The 18,502-nt window shown below is 65.8% G+C and carries 13 protein-coding genes; 11 read left to right on the top strand and 2 right to left on the bottom strand.

The annotated features are described in order from the left end of the window. Positions 1-5 precede the first annotated feature (5 nt). Positions 6-1,403, bottom strand: coding sequence for a class I adenylate-forming enzyme family protein (locus ACIA8C_RS23505; RefSeq protein WP_397138040.1), 1,398 nt, complete (start codon positions 1,401-1,403; stop codon positions 6-8). Positions 1,404-1,706: 303 nt separating this feature from the next. On the opposite strand from ACIA8C_RS23505, the gene ACIA8C_RS23500 reads away from it, so the two are divergent. From ACIA8C_RS23500 to ACIA8C_RS23480, 5 genes are all read left to right on the top strand, one after another. After that, complete coding sequence (locus ACIA8C_RS23500; RefSeq protein WP_397138038.1) at positions 1,707-2,204, top strand: YbaB/EbfC family nucleoid-associated protein; 498 nt, start codon at positions 1,707-1,709, stop codon at positions 2,202-2,204. A 141-nt stretch (positions 2,205-2,345) separates the two neighbouring features. Further along, positions 2,346-4,895 carry a hypothetical protein gene (locus tag ACIA8C_RS23495; protein WP_397138036.1) on the top strand — a complete coding sequence of 850 codons (2,550 nt, stop codon included), beginning with the start codon at positions 2,346-2,348 and terminating at the stop codon, positions 4,893-4,895. Continuing rightward, positions 4,892-5,698, top strand: coding sequence for an ESX secretion-associated protein EspG (locus ACIA8C_RS23490; protein WP_397138034.1), 807 nt, complete (start codon positions 4,892-4,894; stop codon positions 5,696-5,698). Before ACIA8C_RS23495 ends, ACIA8C_RS23490 begins: the two co-directional genes overlap by 4 nt. A gap of 22 nt (positions 5,699-5,720) precedes the next feature. Continuing rightward, positions 5,721-7,037, top strand: coding sequence for a hypothetical protein (locus ACIA8C_RS23485; protein ID WP_397138032.1), 1,317 nt, complete (start codon positions 5,721-5,723; stop codon positions 7,035-7,037). A 108-nt stretch (positions 7,038-7,145) separates the two neighbouring features. After that, positions 7,146-10,076: a BTAD domain-containing putative transcriptional regulator gene (locus ACIA8C_RS23480; RefSeq protein ID WP_397138030.1), complete on the top strand. Its 2,931-nt coding sequence runs from the start codon at positions 7,146-7,148 to the stop codon at positions 10,074-10,076. A gap of 29 nt (positions 10,077-10,105) precedes the next feature. On the opposite strand, the gene ACIA8C_RS23475 is transcribed toward ACIA8C_RS23480, so the two are convergent. Beyond that, positions 10,106-11,110, bottom strand: a complete 1,005-nt coding sequence (locus tag ACIA8C_RS23475; protein ID WP_397138027.1) for a LacI family DNA-binding transcriptional regulator — start codon at positions 11,108-11,110, stop codon at positions 10,106-10,108. Between the two features lie 169 nt (positions 11,111-11,279). Here ACIA8C_RS23475 and ACIA8C_RS23470 point away from each other — a divergent pair, with 169 nt between their 5' ends. The 6 genes from ACIA8C_RS23470 to ACIA8C_RS23445 all read left to right on the top strand — a co-directional run bounded on the left by ACIA8C_RS23470 (position 11,280) and on the right by ACIA8C_RS23445 (position 18,501). Beyond that, on the top strand, positions 11,280-12,356 hold the full coding sequence (locus ACIA8C_RS23470; RefSeq protein WP_397138025.1) for an ABC transporter substrate-binding protein: 1,077 nt from the start codon (positions 11,280-11,282) through the stop codon (positions 12,354-12,356). Positions 12,357-12,378: 22 nt separating this feature from the next. After that, positions 12,379-13,923, top strand: a complete 1,545-nt coding sequence (locus ACIA8C_RS23465; RefSeq protein ID WP_397138023.1) for a sugar ABC transporter ATP-binding protein — start codon at positions 12,379-12,381, stop codon at positions 13,921-13,923. After that, on the top strand, positions 13,916-14,884 hold the full coding sequence (locus ACIA8C_RS23460) for an ABC transporter permease (RefSeq protein ID WP_397138021.1): 969 nt from the start codon (positions 13,916-13,918) through the stop codon (positions 14,882-14,884). Before ACIA8C_RS23465 ends, ACIA8C_RS23460 begins: the two co-directional genes overlap by 8 nt. Beyond that, a complete protein-coding gene (locus ACIA8C_RS23455) occupies positions 14,881-15,894 on the top strand; it encodes an ABC transporter permease (protein WP_397138019.1) in 1,014 nt (337 codons plus the stop codon). The genes ACIA8C_RS23460 and ACIA8C_RS23455 overlap by 4 nt, the downstream gene beginning before the upstream one ends. Positions 15,895-16,530: 636 nt before the next feature. Then, positions 16,531-17,361 (top strand): SDR family oxidoreductase, encoded by an 831-nt coding sequence (locus ACIA8C_RS23450; protein ID WP_397138017.1) that lies wholly within the window; start codon positions 16,531-16,533, stop codon positions 17,359-17,361. Between the two features lie 90 nt (positions 17,362-17,451). Next, positions 17,452-18,501 carry a 3-oxoacyl-ACP synthase III family protein gene (locus ACIA8C_RS23445; RefSeq protein WP_397138014.1) on the top strand — a complete coding sequence of 350 codons (1,050 nt, stop codon included), beginning with the start codon at positions 17,452-17,454 and terminating at the stop codon, positions 18,499-18,501. Position 18,502: the final 1 nt, after the last annotated feature.

Raw genomic sequence — 18,502 nt, 5'->3', positions numbered from 1 at the left:
GTGTTCTACCGTCGATACAGCTCCAGTAAGGCTTTCTTGTCCGGCTTGCCACTCGCCGCGATCGGGGCATCCGGCACCACCGTGTAGGTCTGCGGCACGCTCGACTCGCCGAGTTCCGTACGGACGAGGGCCGACAAAGCGGTCGAGTCCGGCGAATGCCCCGCCTGGGGCACGAGGAAGGCGTGCACGGCCTCGCCGCGGCGATCATCCGGTGCGCCGACGACATAGGCCTGATCGACATCCGGATGCCCGGCCAATACTCGCTCGATCGGGCCCGCGTACACGGGCAGCGCGTCCACGATGATCACGTCCCGCGCGCGGCCGGTGAGGTAGAGATACCCGTCCTCGAGGTAGCCGAGGTCGCGGGTGCGCAGCCAGCCGTCGACGAGTACGTCGGCGGTCTCCGCCGGGTCTCCGAAGTACTCCGACATCATGTAGTCGGTGCGCACGTAGATCTCGTTGTCCCGGATGTCCACCCGCACTCCGGGCAGCGGACGGCCGACGGAGGTGAGCACGCCCGCGTCGATATCCTGCGGTGTCAGCGCGGTTAGACCGCCGGTCTCGGTCTGGCCGTACGCCTGGTGCACCACCGGGCCCAACGCCCGGACGGCCGCCGTCAATCGGTGCGCGGTGAGCGGTGACCCGGCGACCACCATGGCGCGCAGGCTGCTGGTGTCGGTCGGCGCGGCGCGTAGGTCGTCCAGCATTTGGTAGAGCCGGGGGACGTTCATGATGGTGGCGGTGATCCGTAGCCGCTCGATGACCCCGGGAAACAGCGGTGTGCCATCGGATTCCGGGATCACCGCGGTGCCGCCGCCGAGCAGACACAGCGCGAGGTAGTCCTGCACCACCGCACTGGCCAGCGTGCCGAACAGCAGGTAGCGATCGGCGCACGCGGCCAATTCCGCGGTATCCCTACTCCACGTCTCGCTGCCCCAGGACCAGTGCGCGGACATCGCCTGATAGGTCTGCGCGCAGCCTTTGGGTAGACCGGTGGTGCCACTGGTGTAGGCCACCCGGGCGATGTCACCCGGTCGCGCTTCGATTGTCAACGGGGTCGCTGGGCCGCGCAGCAACGCCGCCACCTGTTGGTCGTCCAGCACCGCGTCCACGCCATTGCCCAGTACATGAGCCTGCTGTCGCTCGCTCAGGCCGGGGCGCACTCCGATGACACGGCAGCCGAGGGTGTACGCCGCGAGGTACCCGGCCAACGACTCGGCACTGACATCGACGACCATGGCGACGCCACACCCCGGGCCGAGCCCAGACCTGCGAAGGCCAGCGGCGATCGTGCCCATCATCGCGAGCAGCTCGCCCCGGCTGACCGCGCGCGCACCGTGCTCGACCACCACCTTTTCCGGAGCGGCCCGCAATGCCCGCACGATCGACTCCGGAAAGCTCACCGGACAGATGATAGTGATTCCGGGCTCGAGATACTTTGAGATTCAACAAGTTTGGCCGCTACGCCAAATTCGCTTAGCGCTCCGTCGCCGTGCCCGCTGAGGTACAGTTCGCTGCCGACGCGGTGTTGTGTGGCATGAGCCGGCCCCGCATTGCGCGAATGATCCTCGATTATCTCCGCGTTACGTCGCGCTTACGCCTGCGCTTACGCATGCATGACTTGGACCGTGTTGAATCCCAGTGGGTGCCAACTGGGCTCGGCGCGGCGCTGCGGCACGGCTCGACCGATGATGTGGAGGCTTCTGGTGGCGAATGAACGGCTGAAGGCCGATGCCGCGATGATGATGGAAGCGCTGCACGAACAAATGCAGGGCCTTGCCGAGATCCACCGCGACCGTGCCGAACTCACCGCTACCGTCACCGCCTGCGACAAGCGAATCAGCGTGACAGTCAACGCCGACGGCATTCTCATCGAGACCCTGTTCGCCGACGACATCGACGATCTGACGCACGCGGAGATCGCCAAGGCGATGACCGAGGCCGTGCAAGCCGCCGCCTCGAAGGTGAACGAGCAGGCCAGGCAGCTGATGGAACCGTTGCGCGAACGCAAGGCGCAGTTGCCGAAGCTGTCCGATCTCATCGAGAACGTGCCCGACGTCGGATCCGTGCTGCCCGCGGTGCCGCCCGTGTCGGTCGCGCCGCCGAATTCGCCGGAACGGCAATACGACCAGGAGAGCACCGACTTCGATGACGCGCGCAGATTCGAGCGACCACGGTCGATGATCAGCGACCACGACGACTGAGGCCGCGACGGATGGGACTGTATCTTCCGCTCGAACTCCGCAGGCCGGGGATCGCGGGTGGTGCGTGGCACGCCGGTGCCGCGAACAAGGTCCGGGATATCAAGTCGCGATCGACCACGAAGACCATGAGGAGCAATTCAGATGGGTGACGGAACGGTTCGCGACGACTGGCATGATCTGCGCGGCAAAGCGGATGACCACTCGCTGACTTTTTTGAAATTCGATCCGAAGGTCGTTGTCGACTGCGCAAACGCTTGCCACGATATGATCGGAAGATTGGTCTTCTATCAGAATTTCATCAATGACAACAAGATGAACCACTTGGACAACTGGTCGATCGAACCGGGCGGAATAGCGCTGACGGGGGTCTTCAATAAGAAGGGTGGCACAGTCTACGATGCGCTGGACACCCTGAAGTGGACCCTGGAGGATATGGGGGACACGTTCCTGAGCGCGGGGAAGAACTATCTGCGAGCTGACGGTAAGAGCACGGAGGAGCTCGACAAGGTCGGTGACCTGCAGAAGATGGATTCGAAGCAGCCGAAAGCTGATCCGCCGAAGGACATCGCCTTCTCCGCGAAGGGCAGCCTGCCTGATCCGCCGAAATCCGCGGCCGCCGATCCCCCGGTGACGATTACGATCTCGTCCTACGACGGCGCGGGGCTGGCTGATTTCGTGAAGTTACATGATTCGATGGTCGATAAGGACAAGCGGGCGTACGAAGCGGGCACTCGATACGGTTGGCTGGCCGGACAGCTCTCCGGAGATTTTACGGATCTGACCGCTGCATTGCAAAAAGTCAAAAAGGAAATGTGGTCCGGTAACGGCGCTGAGCAGGCCATGAAGGCGATTCAGCGCGTCAATGACAACGCGCAGGCGTTCACGAATAGTCTGGTCGATCTCGGCAATAATCTGATGTATTGCGCGCAGTGGCTGAATCTCACGTACACCAACTTGCCGAGCAAGGTCGAGTACAGCGATCGCATGTGTGACACCTATCATGACTATCTCAGCGAATATCGCGAGACCTATAACAAATACTATGTTGCCGGTATCAAGGGCTCCCTGAGTGCGATGCCCACTGTAACTGTCGTCGGCGGCAACGCGGCTCCACCGCCACCCCCGCCGCCACCGCCGGATAAGGATAAGGACAAAGATAAAGATAAAGATAAGAATAAAAACAACAATAACAATAACAATGGGAATGGAAACGGAAACAACAATAACATCGATAAGAATAGCCCTGAATACAAGGCCGGCTACGAAGACGGTTACAAGCAGGGTCTGCAAGACGCCGGCGGTAAGGGCGGCCCCGGGAACAGTGGCAGTGGCGGCCCGGGGAACAGTGGCACCGGTGGCCCGGGCAACAGTGGCACCGGTGGCCCCGGGAACAGCGGCAACATCGACAAGAACAGCCCCAACTACAAGGGCGGTTTCGAAGATGGCCGTAACAACGCCGGAAGCAGTGGCGGCCCGAACGGCGGTAGTAGCGGTGCAGGTTTAGGCGGACCCGGCAGTGGATCGGGGTCCAGCGGCCCGGGCAACGCATCGGGTTCCGGCGGCCCCGGCCCCAAAATGCCTGACATGCCTAATTTGGCCGGCCTCAAATCAGGTGGCGGCTCCGGCCCGGGCGGTGGAGAAGGTTCCAGCGGCGGTGCCACCGGCGGTCCCGGCAATTCGGCCAGTTCCCCGTACGGCGGCCCCGGCAGCTACGGCAGCGGACCAGGCCCCGCCATGCCGCCCCCGCCGCAGAAGAACCCGCCGCAGAAGAACCCACCGCAGACGAATCCGCAGCAGCCCAATGGTGGTTCGCCGACCAAGGGTTCGCCGCAGGACCTGCTCAACAAGCTGCTCAACGGCGAGAATCCGTTCAAGGATCTGAGCCCGGACGCGATGCAGAAGGTCGGGAAAGAGCTGCTCGGTGGCCTGAGTCCGGATTTGCTGAAGAATATGACTCCGGAGGGCTTGCAGAAGCTGGGTTCGGATCTGCTGAAGAATATGACTCCCGAGCAACTGAAGAAGCTCGGGGCAGATATTCAGAACGGCCTCACCCCAGAGGGTTTGAAGAACTTGGACCCGGAGACGCTGAAGAAGCTGGATCCGGACACGCTCCGGAACTTGAGTCCGGAGACATTGCGTGATCTCGGGAAGGCTTTGCCGCAGACTCCGGGTGGCGCGGATCTGCTCAAGTTGTTGTCCGACGGATTGAACGGGATCACGAAGACCATCGGCGATGTCATCAAGTCCGGTACCGACATCCTCGCCAGTTTGGCGTCCAACGGCATGCTCAATGTTCCGGGTCTCGGTGATCTGCAGAACGTGAACCTGCCGACCGAACTCACGGATGCCCTGCGGGGTGCCGGTCTTCCGGTCGGCGGCCCTGGCCCTGGTCCCGGCCCGGGGCCAGGGCCAGGGCCAGGCGGAAACTTGAATCCGCCGATCACTACGCATTCCGGCCCGCCGGAGTCGTCGAAGTTGTTCCCGCGGGCCGAGATTCAGCCCGCTATCGATGGACGTCAGACGCAGAACGCGGCGGGCTCGCCGGGTATGCCGATGGGGCCCGGTCCTGGGCCCGGCGCGCAGAGCGGCAGCGGGGAGCACAAGCGGGGCAAGTTCCTCGACTCGGTGAGCAATCTGGATAGTGCGCTCGGACCGGACATCGCCCGGTCGAAGCCGGTGATCGAGCCGTGACTCAGCAGTGGAAGTTCACCGCGCTCGAATTCATCGTCCTGTGCGAGCAGTATCGCAGCGGTTCGCTGCCGCGGCCGTTCCTGTTCGTGAGCGACGAGCAGGTGACGATCGACGAGCTGGATCGACGCAAACGCCTCGCCTGGGCGGAACTGCGGCACCGGCTGGACGGCTCGTTCGACGGGGTGATCGAGGTGCTGCGCGCGCCCGAACTGTATGTGCGAGCGAGCACTTGGGACGAGCACGACATGTTCAACATGGCCAAGGCGCAGCGCCTGCACGCCGCGCGGGCCGGCGCGCTCGCGTACCTGATCGACCAGGCGCCGACGCTGCTCACCTACGACACCCCGGCGTTCACGGTCACCGAGTGCGATCCGCACATGCTGGCTCCTGTTGTCATCGACTCGCTGCCGCGGGTGCCAGCGGGTCGGTTGCCGGACATTCCGATCGTGACCGACCCGGTCGAGCACGTCGCGCCGACTTCGACCAATTACGTTCAGGACGACCGCGAAGACACGCCGGTCTATCAGACGCAGCATTTCTTCCAGCAGCGTGCCGATCGTACGGGCGCGATCACGGTGGTGCAGGGCAGGTCGAAGTATGGTCCGCGGGGGATTCACGAGACGGCCATGATGTGGCGAGATGTCACCGGCGACGGACGCTATGTGATGTCGCTGGACGCGGCGCCGGTCGCCGTCGCGACCAGTCGTGAGATGCTGATCGAGCGGATCGAGGGCGACATCCGTAACCTGATGCGGCGCCTCGAATCGCATTGGGAGTCAGGACGTCCCGAGGACAGGTACTGATCGTGATGGAGGACCTGGCCAGATGACTGCCGCACAAGAGAACACTCCGGCGCAGGCAGGTGTTGTGCCGGACGTTGCCTTCAAGATGGGTGCTACCGGGTGGCCTACGGTCGACGTGCCAGCTGAGACGCCGGATTCGGCTGTCCCGGAAGTGGATCCCGCCGCCACCGAGCCGACCCTCGAGGACCGGGCCGCCGATCTGGCCTATCGGGTCGCCCAGGAATTGGCGGTCGCCGGTCCGGAGGGCTGGCAGCGGTTCACGGCGGTGTTCGTGCTCACCGTCCTCGGCGGGGTGCACACCGTCATCTATTACGACGATGCTGATCAGGCGGCGAGCATCGAGCCGTCGGACGAGATCATGGAACTGGTCCGACGGCAGCGCGAGGTTTCGGCGTCGCTCGGCGACGGGCCGTGGTGGCGGATGACGATCCAATTCGAGGTCAGCGGCCAGGCGGATTTCGACTACGACTACGGCGCCGAGCCGTTTCCCGACGAGCACCTGCTGGTGCCCGAGGCGTACCTGGCCGATCTCGAAGCGTTTCCGCGCCAACGAATACCGGTGTGGCTGGCCGCTTACCTCGCGCACGACAATCGACAGTGGCGCACGCCGCGCGAGGCAGCCGCGCAGGCCAGGGCCGACTGGGCGGCGGGCGTGGTCGCGGTGCGGTCGATGGATGACTTCCCTGAGTTGCCCACGCTGTGGGCCCGCTGGGCGACGATCGCGGCCGCGTTCGTGGCCGTCGGCTCGGAGTGGGGTCCGCGGATCCAGCCCGCGGTCGGCGTCTTCGAGGGATCCTCGCGCGGCGGTGCCACGCTGTACGTGCTGCCCGGCGGCCGAGCGATCCTCTCGGGTGGCGTCTGGAACGCACCAGAATTGGAGGTGGCCTACCACAACGGCACCGAGCTGCCGGATCTGTACACCGGCGCTCCGGACTGGGTGGCCAACCAGGTACTGAATCCGCGTGCCGCCCGCGGGCTGATGTCGTTCTGCTATTGGTGGGAGGAAGGCAACTGGTATCGCGGTGACTCCCCGTCGGCGGATCGGCTCAGCGAGGCGGTGCCCGGCATCTGGACCGACGAGACCGTGATCGACGTGGTGTGCGGTGTGCTCAGCGACCAGCCGAATGCGGAGTTACGCACCGCCGCAGCGACTCTGGTGGCCGCCGCGGCGGCGGGTGTGGTCACCCGCGATACCCTGACCGCGCTGTTCAGCGGCCCGGACGACGATGTTGACGGCGCGCTGTATCAGCTGTCGCTGGCGGGCCTGGTGGCCAAGGTTCCGGAGCCGGGGCAGACCTCTCGGTCTGCGCGATCGGACAAAATTCTCGATCGGAAGTAAACTGCGGCTTCGCCGTCGACTCGGCCAGATCGGATGTGAGGGTTTCTTTTGGCACCGCAGCAGTGCTCGGGTACGGACGGGGTGGGGCCAGAGGTGCTTCGGTTACGGATGTTGGGGCCGGTCGAGGTGTGGCTGGGGGATCATCGCCTCGATATCGCCGCGCCGCAGCTGCTTGCCGTGCTCGCCATGCTCGCGGCCGAACCCGCGCGCACCCTGTCGACGACGCAGCTGGCCGCGCGCCTGTGGGCCGACGGTCCGCCGAAATCGGCGGCCAGCGTGTTGCGTAACCATGTCCTCGCGCTGCGTCGGCAGTTCGACGCGCACGGCCATGCGGGCGCCGGAAACGAGTGGCTCGATTCGACCCGCGGCGGGTATCGGCTCGGCCTGGCGGTGGAGTTCGACGTCGTCGAGGTCGAAGGGCTGATCGCGGCCGCCGAAACCGATCGCCGGGCGGGCGCGGTCGACGCGGCGGACGCCAAACTGACTGCGGCGCAGCAACTGTGGCGCGGCGATCCGCTGGTCGGGCTGCCTGGACCGTGGGCGGAACGGGAGCGGGCTCGGCTGGCTCGGCTGCGCTTGTCTCTGTACGAGGTCGCGATGGCGGTCGCGCTGGACCTCGGCAGGCATTCGGCCGCCGTCGCGGAGTTGGAGGCGCTGGTCGCCGCCGAACCGCACTCCGAGCGGTGGCACGAACTGCTGATGGTCGCGTTGCATCGCAGTGGACGGCGGGCCGAGGCGCTCGAGGTGTACCGGAACGCGCGTCGGCTGCTCGCCGACGAACTCGGCCTCGAGCCCGGTCCCGAGCTGGTTCGCTTGCACCAGCAGATCCTGTCGGCAGAGCTGCCGACCTCTGGTCCGACAAACGAATTACCCGCTGCCGCAACGGAGTTCGACACCATTCGGGTGCCCGAGCAGTTGCCATCCGATATTGCCGACTTTGTCGGACGGGAAGAGTTGGCCCAGGAGGTGTTCGAGGCGTTGGATGCCGACTGCGACCGGCGCCAGGTGATCGCGATCACCGGGCTCGGCGGCGTCGGAAAGACCACGCTCGCCGTGCATCTCGCGCATCGCGCCAGGAAGCGCTACCCGGACGGATTGTTGTATCTGGACCTCGGCGGGATGGACGAGCGTCCGCGATCGGCCGACATGCTGCTCGCGGTCGCCTTGCGCGCGTTCGGCATCGAGCCGGGCGAGCTGCCGTCGGACCTGGCGGAGCGGGCGGCCATGTGGCGCGGCACCGTAGCGGGCAAGCGGATACTGCTGGTGCTGGACAACGCGCGCGACGTCGACCAGCTCACCCCTCTGCTCCCCGACACGGGGACGGCGGCGGTGCTGGTCACCAGCCGGTCGAGTCTGGCGGAACTGTTCGGCGCGCGGCTGGTCCCGCTGGACGTGCTCACCCCGGACGAGGCGTGGGCGTTATTGGAGCGCACGGTATCGGTGCGCCGAATGTCGGCCGAACCCGAAGCGGCACAGGAGATCCTGCGTGCGTGCGGGCATCTGCCCGTCTCGCTGCGGATCGTCGGGGCGCGGCTGGCGAGCAGGCCGACCTGGCGGCTCGCCGCGGTGGCCGATCGGCTGGCCGACGAGCGCGGCAGGCTGGCCGAACTGTCGATCGGCAACACCAGTGTGGAATTGGTATTCCGGGAAAGTTACCGGCTACTCGCCCCCGAGTTCGCGCGGGCGTTCGTGCTCGTCGCGTTCTCCGACGCACCCGATCTGTCCGTCGCCGCCATCGCCGCCCTGATCGACCGGGGTCGGGCCGAGGCGGAGCGGCTCTGCGAAACCCTCGTTGATCTGGGCATGTTGCAGACTCCGGAACGAGGTCGCTACCGATACCACGACCTGTTGCGGTTGTTCGCTCGCGAGGTGGCCGACCCGGCGCAGCGGCAGGAATGGCCGCAGGCGCTGCGCAGGGTGATGGATTTCTATCTAGCCAGCGCGAAAAACATTGTGGAGCTGCGTGATCCGGGCGTCGGCACGCATTATTACGCCGCTACCGAAATGGCCGGGCAGCGGTTCGTCGATGAACGGCAGTGTGCCGTATGGGCGCAGGCGGAGCGATTCGGGCTGGTCGCGCATTATCGGCAGGTCGCCGATCTCAACGATGCCCGAACCCGAACGCTCGCAGTCGATCTCGCGCTGTCGCTCGCGGTGGGCGGGGACGCGGGCGCGCACCTGCCCCAGGTGGCGCAGCTGCTGGAGCTGCTGAGCAGTGCCGCCGAAAAGGACGGCGACCGCCGGACGATGGCCAGGGGACGGCTGGCCGCGGCCGTTGCCAGGCTGGTCGGCATGGCGGATCTGGGTGCCGCGCGCACCCTGCGCGACGCCGGTGCGATTCTGTGGGAGCTCGGCGACGGGGCGGGCGCGATCATGGCCGAGCAGATGCTCGGCACGGCGATGGCCTACCAGGAGAATGTGGATGTCGCCGTGGAGCACTACCGGCGCGCCATCGAATTGGGTCGGCAGCAAGGTAACCAATGGAGTGAGGGGATGAGCTGGGCGACGCTCGCCCGCGCCTACTGTCACGCCCGGCGCTGGCCGGAGGCCGTCGAAGCCGCCGAACACGCGCTGTACATCGCGCGCCTGGTCGGCAGCCTCCGGCTCGAGTCGATGGCCTTGCACGAGTTGGGATTCGCGACGCTGCAGCGCGGCGATCCGGTGCAAGCCAAGGAGCTGTGCGAGCGGGCTCTCGACGTGGCCCGCCGCGACGGCCGCAGGCATCAGGAGGGCTGGGCCCTGGCCCGGCTGGCCGAGGTCACCCTCTACAGCGGCGACGCCGAGGCAGCCGTGCCGATCGCCGCCGAAGCCGTGCGCGCGCTCACCGAGGTCTCGGCCATCGTGCGACGCCTGCGCGCCATGTGGGTCTACAGCTACGCCCTCACCGCGGTCGGCTCCGCCGACAAGGCCGAACCCATCCTGCGCAAGGTCGCCCAATCCAGCCGCCGCATCGGCCTGACCCTCCCCGACATCCCCCCACCCCGCCGCCAAGCCGTAACCTCCGCCCCCACCTCCCTAGCCCTCCGCCAATGCAAATAACCCCCACCTGGGCCGTCGTGGTTGCGTTATCAGGTGGTGCGGCCGTTGGTGCTTTCGCGGATCTCGAGGGTGAAGGGGATCTGAATGTCTTGGACTGCAAAGGTTTCGGTGGCTCGTCGGCGGAGTAGGTCTACTGCGGTGTGGGCGATGGCGGATTTGTCGGGGGCGATGGTGGTGAGGGTGGGGGTGCTGAAGGCGCCTTCTTCGGTGTTGTCGAAGCCGACTACCGCTATGTCTTCGGGGATGCGGAGGCCGCGTTCAGCGGCTTTGCGCATGGCGCCGAGGGCTAGGAGGTCGTTGAAGCAGAAGACCGCGTCGGGAGGTTCCGGCAGGTCCAGTAGGTGGTTCATGGCTTCGGCGCCGTCGCGGCGGTGGTATTCCAGTGCCGTCACGATCAACTCGCCGCGTTCGGGGATGCCCGCCTCGGCCAGCGCTTCCCGGTAGCCGGTGAGGCGGAGGGCTGCGGTGCCGCGGTGCGGGTTGTGGCCGATGGCGGCGATGCGGCGGCGCCCGATTCGGGCGAGGTGACCCACGGCGGCGCGGGCGGCGCGCACGTTGTCGATGGCGACGTGGTCGAAGGGGACGTCCACGGCGTGCTCGCCGAGCAGGACCAGCGGGACGGCGGGGGACAGTTCGGCGAAGTCGATGGCCTCGAGTGCCTGCGGGCTCACGATCGCCCCGTCGATCAGGTATGGCCCCATTGACGCGAGGGCGACGCGTTCCTGGGCCCTGGTGCCCTGAGTCTGTTCGATCAAGACGCCCCACTCGTGCTGGTGGGCGGCGGTGATGACGAGACCGGTCAGCTCGGCGAAGTAGGGGATGTTGAGTTCCGGCAAGACCAGGGCGATGAATCCGGTCCGGCCGCGCCGGAGGTTGCGGGCACCCCGGTGCGGCCGGTAGCCGGTGGCCTCCAGCGCGGCCAGCACCCTGCGCCGGTTCTCCGGTTTGACGAAGTCGTAGCCGTTGACCACGTTCGATACGGTCTTGATGGAGACGCCCGCAAGTGTCGCAACGTCTTTGAGCGTGGCGGCCACGGCGCTGCTCCTCTCGCGATCGGCCAATCCGTGGAAACCAACATCAACGGATTTCTCCAAACTACTTACAACGTTGTTCCAACGTTGTAAAACTCATCTGACGCCTCGCACGGCAGCGAGGATCGGGTCGCGCTCCCGCCCTCGACGGGGTGCCCTGGAGGAGTTATCGATGCCAGTCAACAAGACCAACGTCGTTGTCGTCGCAGTAGCCACCGCGGTCGGCCTCACCCTGTCCGGATGTGCGAAATCCGAGACGGATTCGACCGCACCGACCGGGGCCGGTCCCGCCGCGTCCGCGGCGCCGGCGCAGCCGAGCGGCCAGTCCACCTGCACCCTCGCCCAGACCGGCTATCCGAAGATCGACCTGAAAACGGCGAAAGTCGGCTTCTCCCAGTCGGAGAAGGAGGCCAACCCGTTCCGGATCACCGAAACCGCGTCGATCAAGGATCAGGCCGCCGCGCTTGGCATCCCGTCGGGCAACCTGCTCGTCACCAACGCGCAGAGCGATCTCAACAAGCAGATCAGCGATATCAAGTCGCTGCTCGACCAGGGCGTGCAGGCGCTGATCGTGGCACCGCTGAATTCCGATGGGCTGCAACCGGCGCTGGACGCGGCCAAGGCCAAGCAGGTGCCGGTCATCACCGTCGACCGCAAGGTCACCTCCCAACCATGCACGGACTACCTGACTTTCATCGGGTCCGACTTCGTCGAGCAGGGCAAGCGGGCGGCCGATCAGATGATCCGGGTCACCGGCGGCCAAGGCAAGATCGCGATCCTGCTCGGCTCGTCCGGCAACAACGTAACCACCGACCGGACAAAGGGTTTCAAGGACAAGCTGGCAGGCACGCCGGGCCTGACGATCGTGGCCGAGCAGACCGGTGACTTCGACCGTTCCAAGGGCTTGTCGGTGATGGAGCAACTGCTGCAGAGCCATCCGGACATCACCGCCGTCTACGCCGAGAACGACGAGATGGGTATCGGGGCCGTCAACGCCATCAAGGGCGCGGGCAAGAAGCCGGGAACCGACATCAAGGTCGTGTCGGTGGATGGCACGCACAATGCGGTTCAGCTGATCGTGGACGGCGCGTACAACGCGGTCGTCGAGTCGAATCCGCGCTTCGGGCCGTTGGCTTTCCAGACGCTGCAGCAGTTCCAGGACGGTGCCGCCATTCCGGCGACGGTGATCATCTCCGACGACGAGTACGACGAAACGAACGCCGCCGCAAAGGCGGCCAACTCGTATTGATCGCTCCCGCAGGCAGATTCCGATGATCGAACCGGTTCTCGAGGTCGTCGAGGCGCGCAAGGAGTTCGGCGGCACCCGCGCGCTCGATGGCGTGTCGTTCACCGTGCGCCCCGGTGAGGTGCACGCGCTGGTCGGTGAGAACGGCGCGGGCAAGTCCACTCTCATCAAGGCGTTGACGGGCGTGTACCAGCTCGACGGCGGGCAGCTGCGCTATCGAGGCGAACCCGCCGTGTTCCCGACCCCGCTGCACGCGCAGCGCGCGGGCATCTCCACGATCTACCAAGAGGTCGATCTCATCCCGATGATGAGCATCGCGCACAACGTCTTTCTCGGTCGCGAGCCGCGAAACCGATTGGGGCTCATCGATCAACGGCGGATGTTCCGGATGGCGGCCGAGCTGCTCGCCGGATACGGCATCACCGACGATGTCCGCAGACCGTTGCGCAGCCTCGCCGTCGGCGCACAGCAGATGGTTGCGCTGGCCCGTGCCGTGTCGATCGACGCGCGCGTCGTGATCATGGACGAGCCGACGTCAGCGTTGGAACCCCGCGAGGTGCAGACCCTGTTCGAGGTGATCGAGCGGCTGCACGAGCGCGAGATCGCCGTCGTCTACGTCAGTCACCGACTCGATGAGCTCTACCGAATCTGCAACCGGGTCAGCGTCTTACGCGACGGTAAGCTGGTGCATACCGGGCCGCTCGCCGAACTCGGGCGGCTGCCGCTGATCGCGATGATGCTCGGCCGCGATATCGGCGAGATCAAGGCACACGGCGCCACCAACTTCAGCGACGATCAGCACGCCGCGGCCGAGCAGGTGCTGCGCGCCGAGGATCTGGTCAGCAGGCACCGGCTCGCCGGCGTCTCGGTGTCCGCGCGTGCCGGTGAAATCGTCGGCCTGGCCGGGCTTTTGGGTTCCGGGCGCAGCGAGACCGCCCGCGCCATCTTCGGGGCGCTGCCGCTGGACCGGGGTTCGGTCGTCATCGGCGGTAAGTCCGTTCGATCCGGCAGTACGCCGGCGTCGATCGCGGCAGGCATCGCCATGCTGGCCGAGGACCGCCGGGCGGACGGGATCATCCCGGAGCTGTCGGTGCGGGAGAACATCGTGCTCGCGGCGTTGCCGCGGCTGTCGCGGTTCGGGTTGGTGAGTCGCGCGCAACAGGATCGGATCGTGGACACGTTCATCACCCGGTTGCGGATCAAGGTGGCCGGTCCGGAACAAAAGGTGTCCGAACTCTCAGGCGGTAATCAGCAGAAGGTCATGCTCGCGCGATGGTTGTGCCTGCAGCCCAAGCTATTGCTGCTGGACGAACCGACCCGCGGCATCGACGTTGGCGCCAAGCTCGAGGTGCAGGCGCTGATCGACGAACTGGCCGACGCGGGGCTGGCCGTCGTGCTCATCTCCTCGGAGCTGGAGGAGTTGCTCGACGGTGCCGACCGGCTGCTCATCCTGCGCGACGGGGCCACCGTCGGCGAACTCGTCGGCGATCAGCTGACCGAGGGCAATGTGCTTGCCGCGCTCGCCGAGGCGCCCGGCACCGTCGAAGCCGAAGGGGAGGCACATGATTGAGCAGGTTGCGGTCCGGCGGCCGCCTGCGTGGCGGGGCCGGGCCACGGTCTGGTTACAGGCCTACGGCGTGTACGCCGCGCTCGGCGGGCTGATCTTGTTCAACCTGGTGGCCACGTCGAACTTCCTGACGCTCACCAACTTACGCACCCAGTTGCTGCAGGCCGCGCCGGTGATCATCGTGGCGCTCGGCATGGCGCTGGTGATCGGCACCGAGGGCATCGACCTGTCCGTCGGCGCGGTGATGGCGCTGGCCGCCGCCATGATTCCGCAATACCTCGGCTACGGACCCGCGGCGGCCGTGCTCGTGGCACTGCTGGTCGGTCTGGTGGCAGGGGTGTTCAATGGAATTCTGGTGGCGCGCATCGGGATTCAACCCATCATCGCCACCCTGGCGTTGCTGGTCGGTGGGCGCGGACTGGCGCTGGTGATCGCGAACGGGCAGCTCGTCGACGTCAAGAACGCGTCCTTTCTCACCCTCGGCTCCGGTGACCTGTTCGGCGTGCCGATCAGCGTGCTGATCGCGGCGGTGCTCGCGGTGGGCACCGGATTGCTCATTCGCCGGACCACATTCGGCCGTCAGCTGGTGGCCATCGGCGGTAACCGATCCGCGAGCGAGCTGGCGGGGCTGCCGGTCCGGCGGGTGCTCATCACCGTCTATGCGCTGTGCGGCATGTTCGCCGGGCTGGCGGGGGTGCTGGCCACCGCCCGGCTGCACGCCAGCGATCCGGCCGATATCGGTCTGCTCATGGAACTTTCGGCCATCACCGCGGTCGTCGTCGGCGGCACGCCGTTGACCGGCGGCAAGGTCAGGGTGGTCGGCACCGTGGCAGGCGCGCTGCTCATGCAGCTGGTGCTTGCCACCCTCATCAAGCATGATCTGCCGTCCTCGACCGCGCAGATGGTGCAGGCGGTCATCATCGTCGCGGCCGTCTACGTCGCACGGGAGCGGAACAGTCGATGAGCATTACGATCAGGTCGGCCGATCGCCGGGCTGCGGCGGCCGATTCGACCGCGGGCAGGGGCGTGCGACTGCTGCTCGAGCTGCTGCAGAAGCAGCCCGCCGCGGTGGTGTTCGTCGCGGTGGCCGGTGTCGCCTGGCTGACGTTGCCGCATTTCGGCAGCGGCACCAATATGCGCGACCTGGCGATGCAGAGTTCGTTCCTCGCCGTGATCGCGCTCGGCATGACCTTCGTGATCATCTCCGGTGGCATCGATCTGTCGGCGGGCTCGGTGTACGCGCTCGGCGGGGTGCTGGCCGCTTACGGGTCGCAATGGGGGTTCGTGGCCGCGCTGCTGTTGCCGCTGGCGGTGTGCGGGCTCATCGGCATGATCAACGGTGTACTGGTGGCGCGTACCGGCATGGCGCCGTTCATCGTCACCTTGGCGACCCTGCTGTTCGCCCGTGGGCTGTTGCTCGCCATCACCGACGAGGGCGCGACGACCTACAAGATCGAGCGCGGGCAGGCCTTCCTGGAGATCGGCCGTGGCACGCTGTTCGGCATCGGTTACCCCGTTTACCTCACCCTGCTGCTGTTCGCGGCGGGCGCGGTGTTGTTGCGGCGCACCGCATTCGGTCAGGTCGTGTTCGCGACCGGCGGCTCAGAACGCTCCGCGGTACTGATGGGCCTGCCGGTGGTTCGCACCAAGATCCTGGTTTACACCCTCAGTGGGCTGCTCGCCGGGTTCGCGGGCGCGATGACGGCGGCGTATCTGGAATCGGGGGTCACCGTGATCGGCGTCGGCACCGAGCTGGACGCGATCGCCGCGGTGGTGATCGGTGGCACGCTGCTGACCGGCGGTGTGGGAACCGTCATCGGCACCATCTTCGGTGTCTTGTTGCGCAACGTAATTCAGGACATCATCAATGAAATCGGCACCCTGGACAGCAATTACCAGTCTGTGGTGAGCGGTGGCTTCCTGCTGGTGGTTGTCGTGTTGCAGCGGCTGCTCGGGTACGTGCGCCGCGAGTGACGGGCAAACCCTGCGCCGCGTTGCCCGAGTGTGCAACGTGTGCCGTCGGGCGGTCCAGCCAGTCTCGGTTGACGGGTCGTCCGTGCGCCAGCCTGGCCTGACGGCGTGGGCGCCTGACTAGCGGAGGGTGCTCGTGGCAGTCCTGACGTCGGGTAGGTAACATCCAGCAAATACTATCCGATAAGCCTCCTGACCAGATTTGTTCAACGTTAGGAGATTGCAATGGACGTCAATAATCCCGAAGGCGCGCTCGTCTGGCTCGCCATCCTCTCACCACTGATCGTCATCGGAGGGGCGTACGCGCTCATCAGCGGAATCGGCCGGGCACTGGGAATCGGCTGAGTGGTCTGCCCCACGCGTCACGCTGTCAGGTGGCGTCGGCCTGACCGAGGCGACGACGATTACGACATGTCATCGCGACCCGGTGCGGTCGGCAATGGCGTGTGGGGCATACCCCTATAACCCCCTACCTATAGGCACTCGCGATAGTGGTGGCGGGTGTCGGGGCGGTCTGGATCGATCGTGTCGGACCTGCGGATATCGGTAAATGTTGTTCCTGCGCAGCATCTTTCAGAGGCGTGGCAGGCTTGTTCGGTGGCCGGGAGCTGCTGGCGAGGTGTGGCAGGGTGATCGGTTATGAAGACGATCCTGATCACGGGGGCGACGTCGGGGATCGGCCTTGCGGCCGCGCAACAGTGTGCCGAGGGAGGGGATCGGCTGGTTCTTGTCGGACGGAATCCGCGGAAACTGGCTGACGCGGCGGTTGCCGTGCGGGCGGCGGGGGCCGGGGGAGTGGACACCCTCGAATGTGACTTCGCCTCACAGGATTCGGTTCGGCAGCTCGCCAAAACGGTGCTGGCGCAGTATGACCGGTTGGATGTGCTGGCCAATAACGCGGGCGGGTATCACAAGGACCGGGTCGAGACCGAGGACGGTATCGAGGCGACGTTCGGGGTCAACCACCTCGGTGGATTCCTGCTCACCGAATTGCTCATCGATCTGATGGTGCGCAGCGCGCCATCGCGGATCCTGTTCACATCGTCGGTGCTGCATTTCGGCGCCACGCTGGATTTCGATGACCTCGGGCTCGAGCGCGGGTATTCGGGTGAGCAGGCCTACAGTCGATCGAAGCTGGCCAATATCCTGTATGCCAGGGCGTTGGCGCGCCGCGTCGAGGGCACCGGGGTGACGGTCAACGCCTTTCATCCCGGCGCGGTGGCGAGCGGCATCTGGGATTCGCTGCCATGGTTCGGGCAGCCGCTGGTCGCGGTGGCCAAGCGGCTGTTCATGATCTCCGTCGAAGAGGGTGGTCGCGCGCTGAATTATCTCGCGACCGACCCCGAGGTCGACGGAATCACCGGCGCCTACTTTCAGAAGAACCGCATCAAGACTCCGTCGCGTCGGGCGCGGGACGACGCGCTCGGGCAGCGGCTGTGCCAGGTGAGCGCGATGCTGGTCGCGCACTAGCGCGGTTGCACGCAGTCAACGACAACGTTGTCGGAATTTCCAAGCGACACACCATGTTTGTCCTCGACTGATCTGCAGAAAGCAGGGGCAATGCAGCGTACGCGTTTCGAGTCGATCGGCTCGTACACTCCGGAAACCATCCGCTCCACCGCGGAATTGATCGACAGTCTGGCCGTGCCGAGGTCACTGGATCTGGAGCGGATAACGGGGATCAGGAATCGGCGGGTCTACGACTCGCATCCGGACCGCTATGAATCGTCCTTCGAATTGGCGCTCCGGGCCATCGACGACTGCCTGCGGCATTCCGACTACACCGCGGGCGAGCTCGACATCGTCATCTCGGCCTCGATCACCCGCACCCGTGGCAAGGAAATATTCTGCTACGCACCGGCTTTCGCGTTGATGCTCGGCAATGCGATCGGCGCGACGGCGGCCAGGCATTTCGACGTCTCCAACGCGTGCGCGGGCATGCTGACCGGAGTGCTGGTGCTGGACCGGATGATCAAGACGGGGGTGGTGCGCAACGGTCTGGTGGTCAGCGGCGAACAGATCACGCCGATCGCGGAGACCGCGGTGCGGGAGATCAGCCAACCGTATGACCCGCAATTCGCGGCGCTGACCGTCGGCGACGCGGCGGTAGCCGTCGTGCTCGACGATCGCGGCGACGACAACGACGAAATTCACTACGTCGAACTGCTGACCGCCGCCGAAGGGGCGGAGCATTGCCTCGGCATGCCGAGCGACCGGTCGGGCGGGATCGCGCTCTACACCGACAACCGTGCGATGCAGAACGAGGGCAGGTACCTGCAGGCGATCAACCGCATCGACACCTTCCTGAGCGAGTCCGGGCGGACCTGGGCGGGCGAGAAATACGACTACTGGATCCATCATCAGTTCAGCGCGCCGGTCATCGATTACCTCGGGCAGCTGACCGAGCAGCATTTCGGCACCCCGATGCCGCAGGCCTTGAATGTGTTGCACGACTATGGAAATACGGCGTCGACCTCGCATTTCCTGGTGCTGCACGAGTATCTCGCGCAACAGAAAATCCCCAAAGGATCGAAGATCCTGATGATTCCCGCGGCTTCGGGGCTCGTTTCCGGCCATCTAGCCGCGACTATTTCGCGTCTGGAGGCGTAAG

Origin of the sequence: Nocardia sp. NPDC051321 (assembly GCF_044455225.1) — a bacterium.
Classification (GTDB): Bacteria; Actinomycetota; Actinomycetes; order Mycobacteriales; family Mycobacteriaceae; genus Nocardia.
The sequence above is the reverse complement of the archived record's forward strand: the minus strand, read 5'-3'. Positions and strand labels throughout refer to the sequence as shown.

Excerpts from the sequence above, each read along its gene's own strand:
- ACIA8C_RS23460 (WP_397138021.1), top strand. The coding sequence starts at position 13,916 with ATGATTGAGCAGGTTGCGGTCCGGCGGCCGCCTGCGTGGCGGGGCCGG.
- ACIA8C_RS23445 (WP_397138014.1), top strand. The coding sequence starts at position 17,452 with ATGCAGCGTACGCGTTTCGAGTCGATCGGCTCGTACACTCCGGAAACC.
- ACIA8C_RS23465 (WP_397138023.1), top strand. The coding sequence starts at position 12,379 with ATGATCGAACCGGTTCTCGAGGTCGTCGAGGCGCGCAAGGAGTTCGGC.
- ACIA8C_RS23450 (WP_397138017.1), top strand. The coding sequence starts at position 16,531 with ATGAAGACGATCCTGATCACGGGGGCGACGTCGGGGATCGGCCTTGCG.
- ACIA8C_RS23470 (WP_397138025.1), top strand. The coding sequence starts at position 11,280 with ATGCCAGTCAACAAGACCAACGTCGTTGTCGTCGCAGTAGCCACCGCG.
- ACIA8C_RS23495 (WP_397138036.1), top strand. The coding sequence starts at position 2,346 with ATGGGTGACGGAACGGTTCGCGACGACTGGCATGATCTGCGCGGCAAA.
- ACIA8C_RS23455 (WP_397138019.1), top strand. The coding sequence starts at position 14,881 with ATGAGCATTACGATCAGGTCGGCCGATCGCCGGGCTGCGGCGGCCGAT.
- ACIA8C_RS23480 (WP_397138030.1), top strand. The coding sequence starts at position 7,146 with ATGTTGGGGCCGGTCGAGGTGTGGCTGGGGGATCATCGCCTCGATATC.
- ACIA8C_RS23485 (WP_397138032.1), top strand. The coding sequence starts at position 5,721 with ATGACTGCCGCACAAGAGAACACTCCGGCGCAGGCAGGTGTTGTGCCG.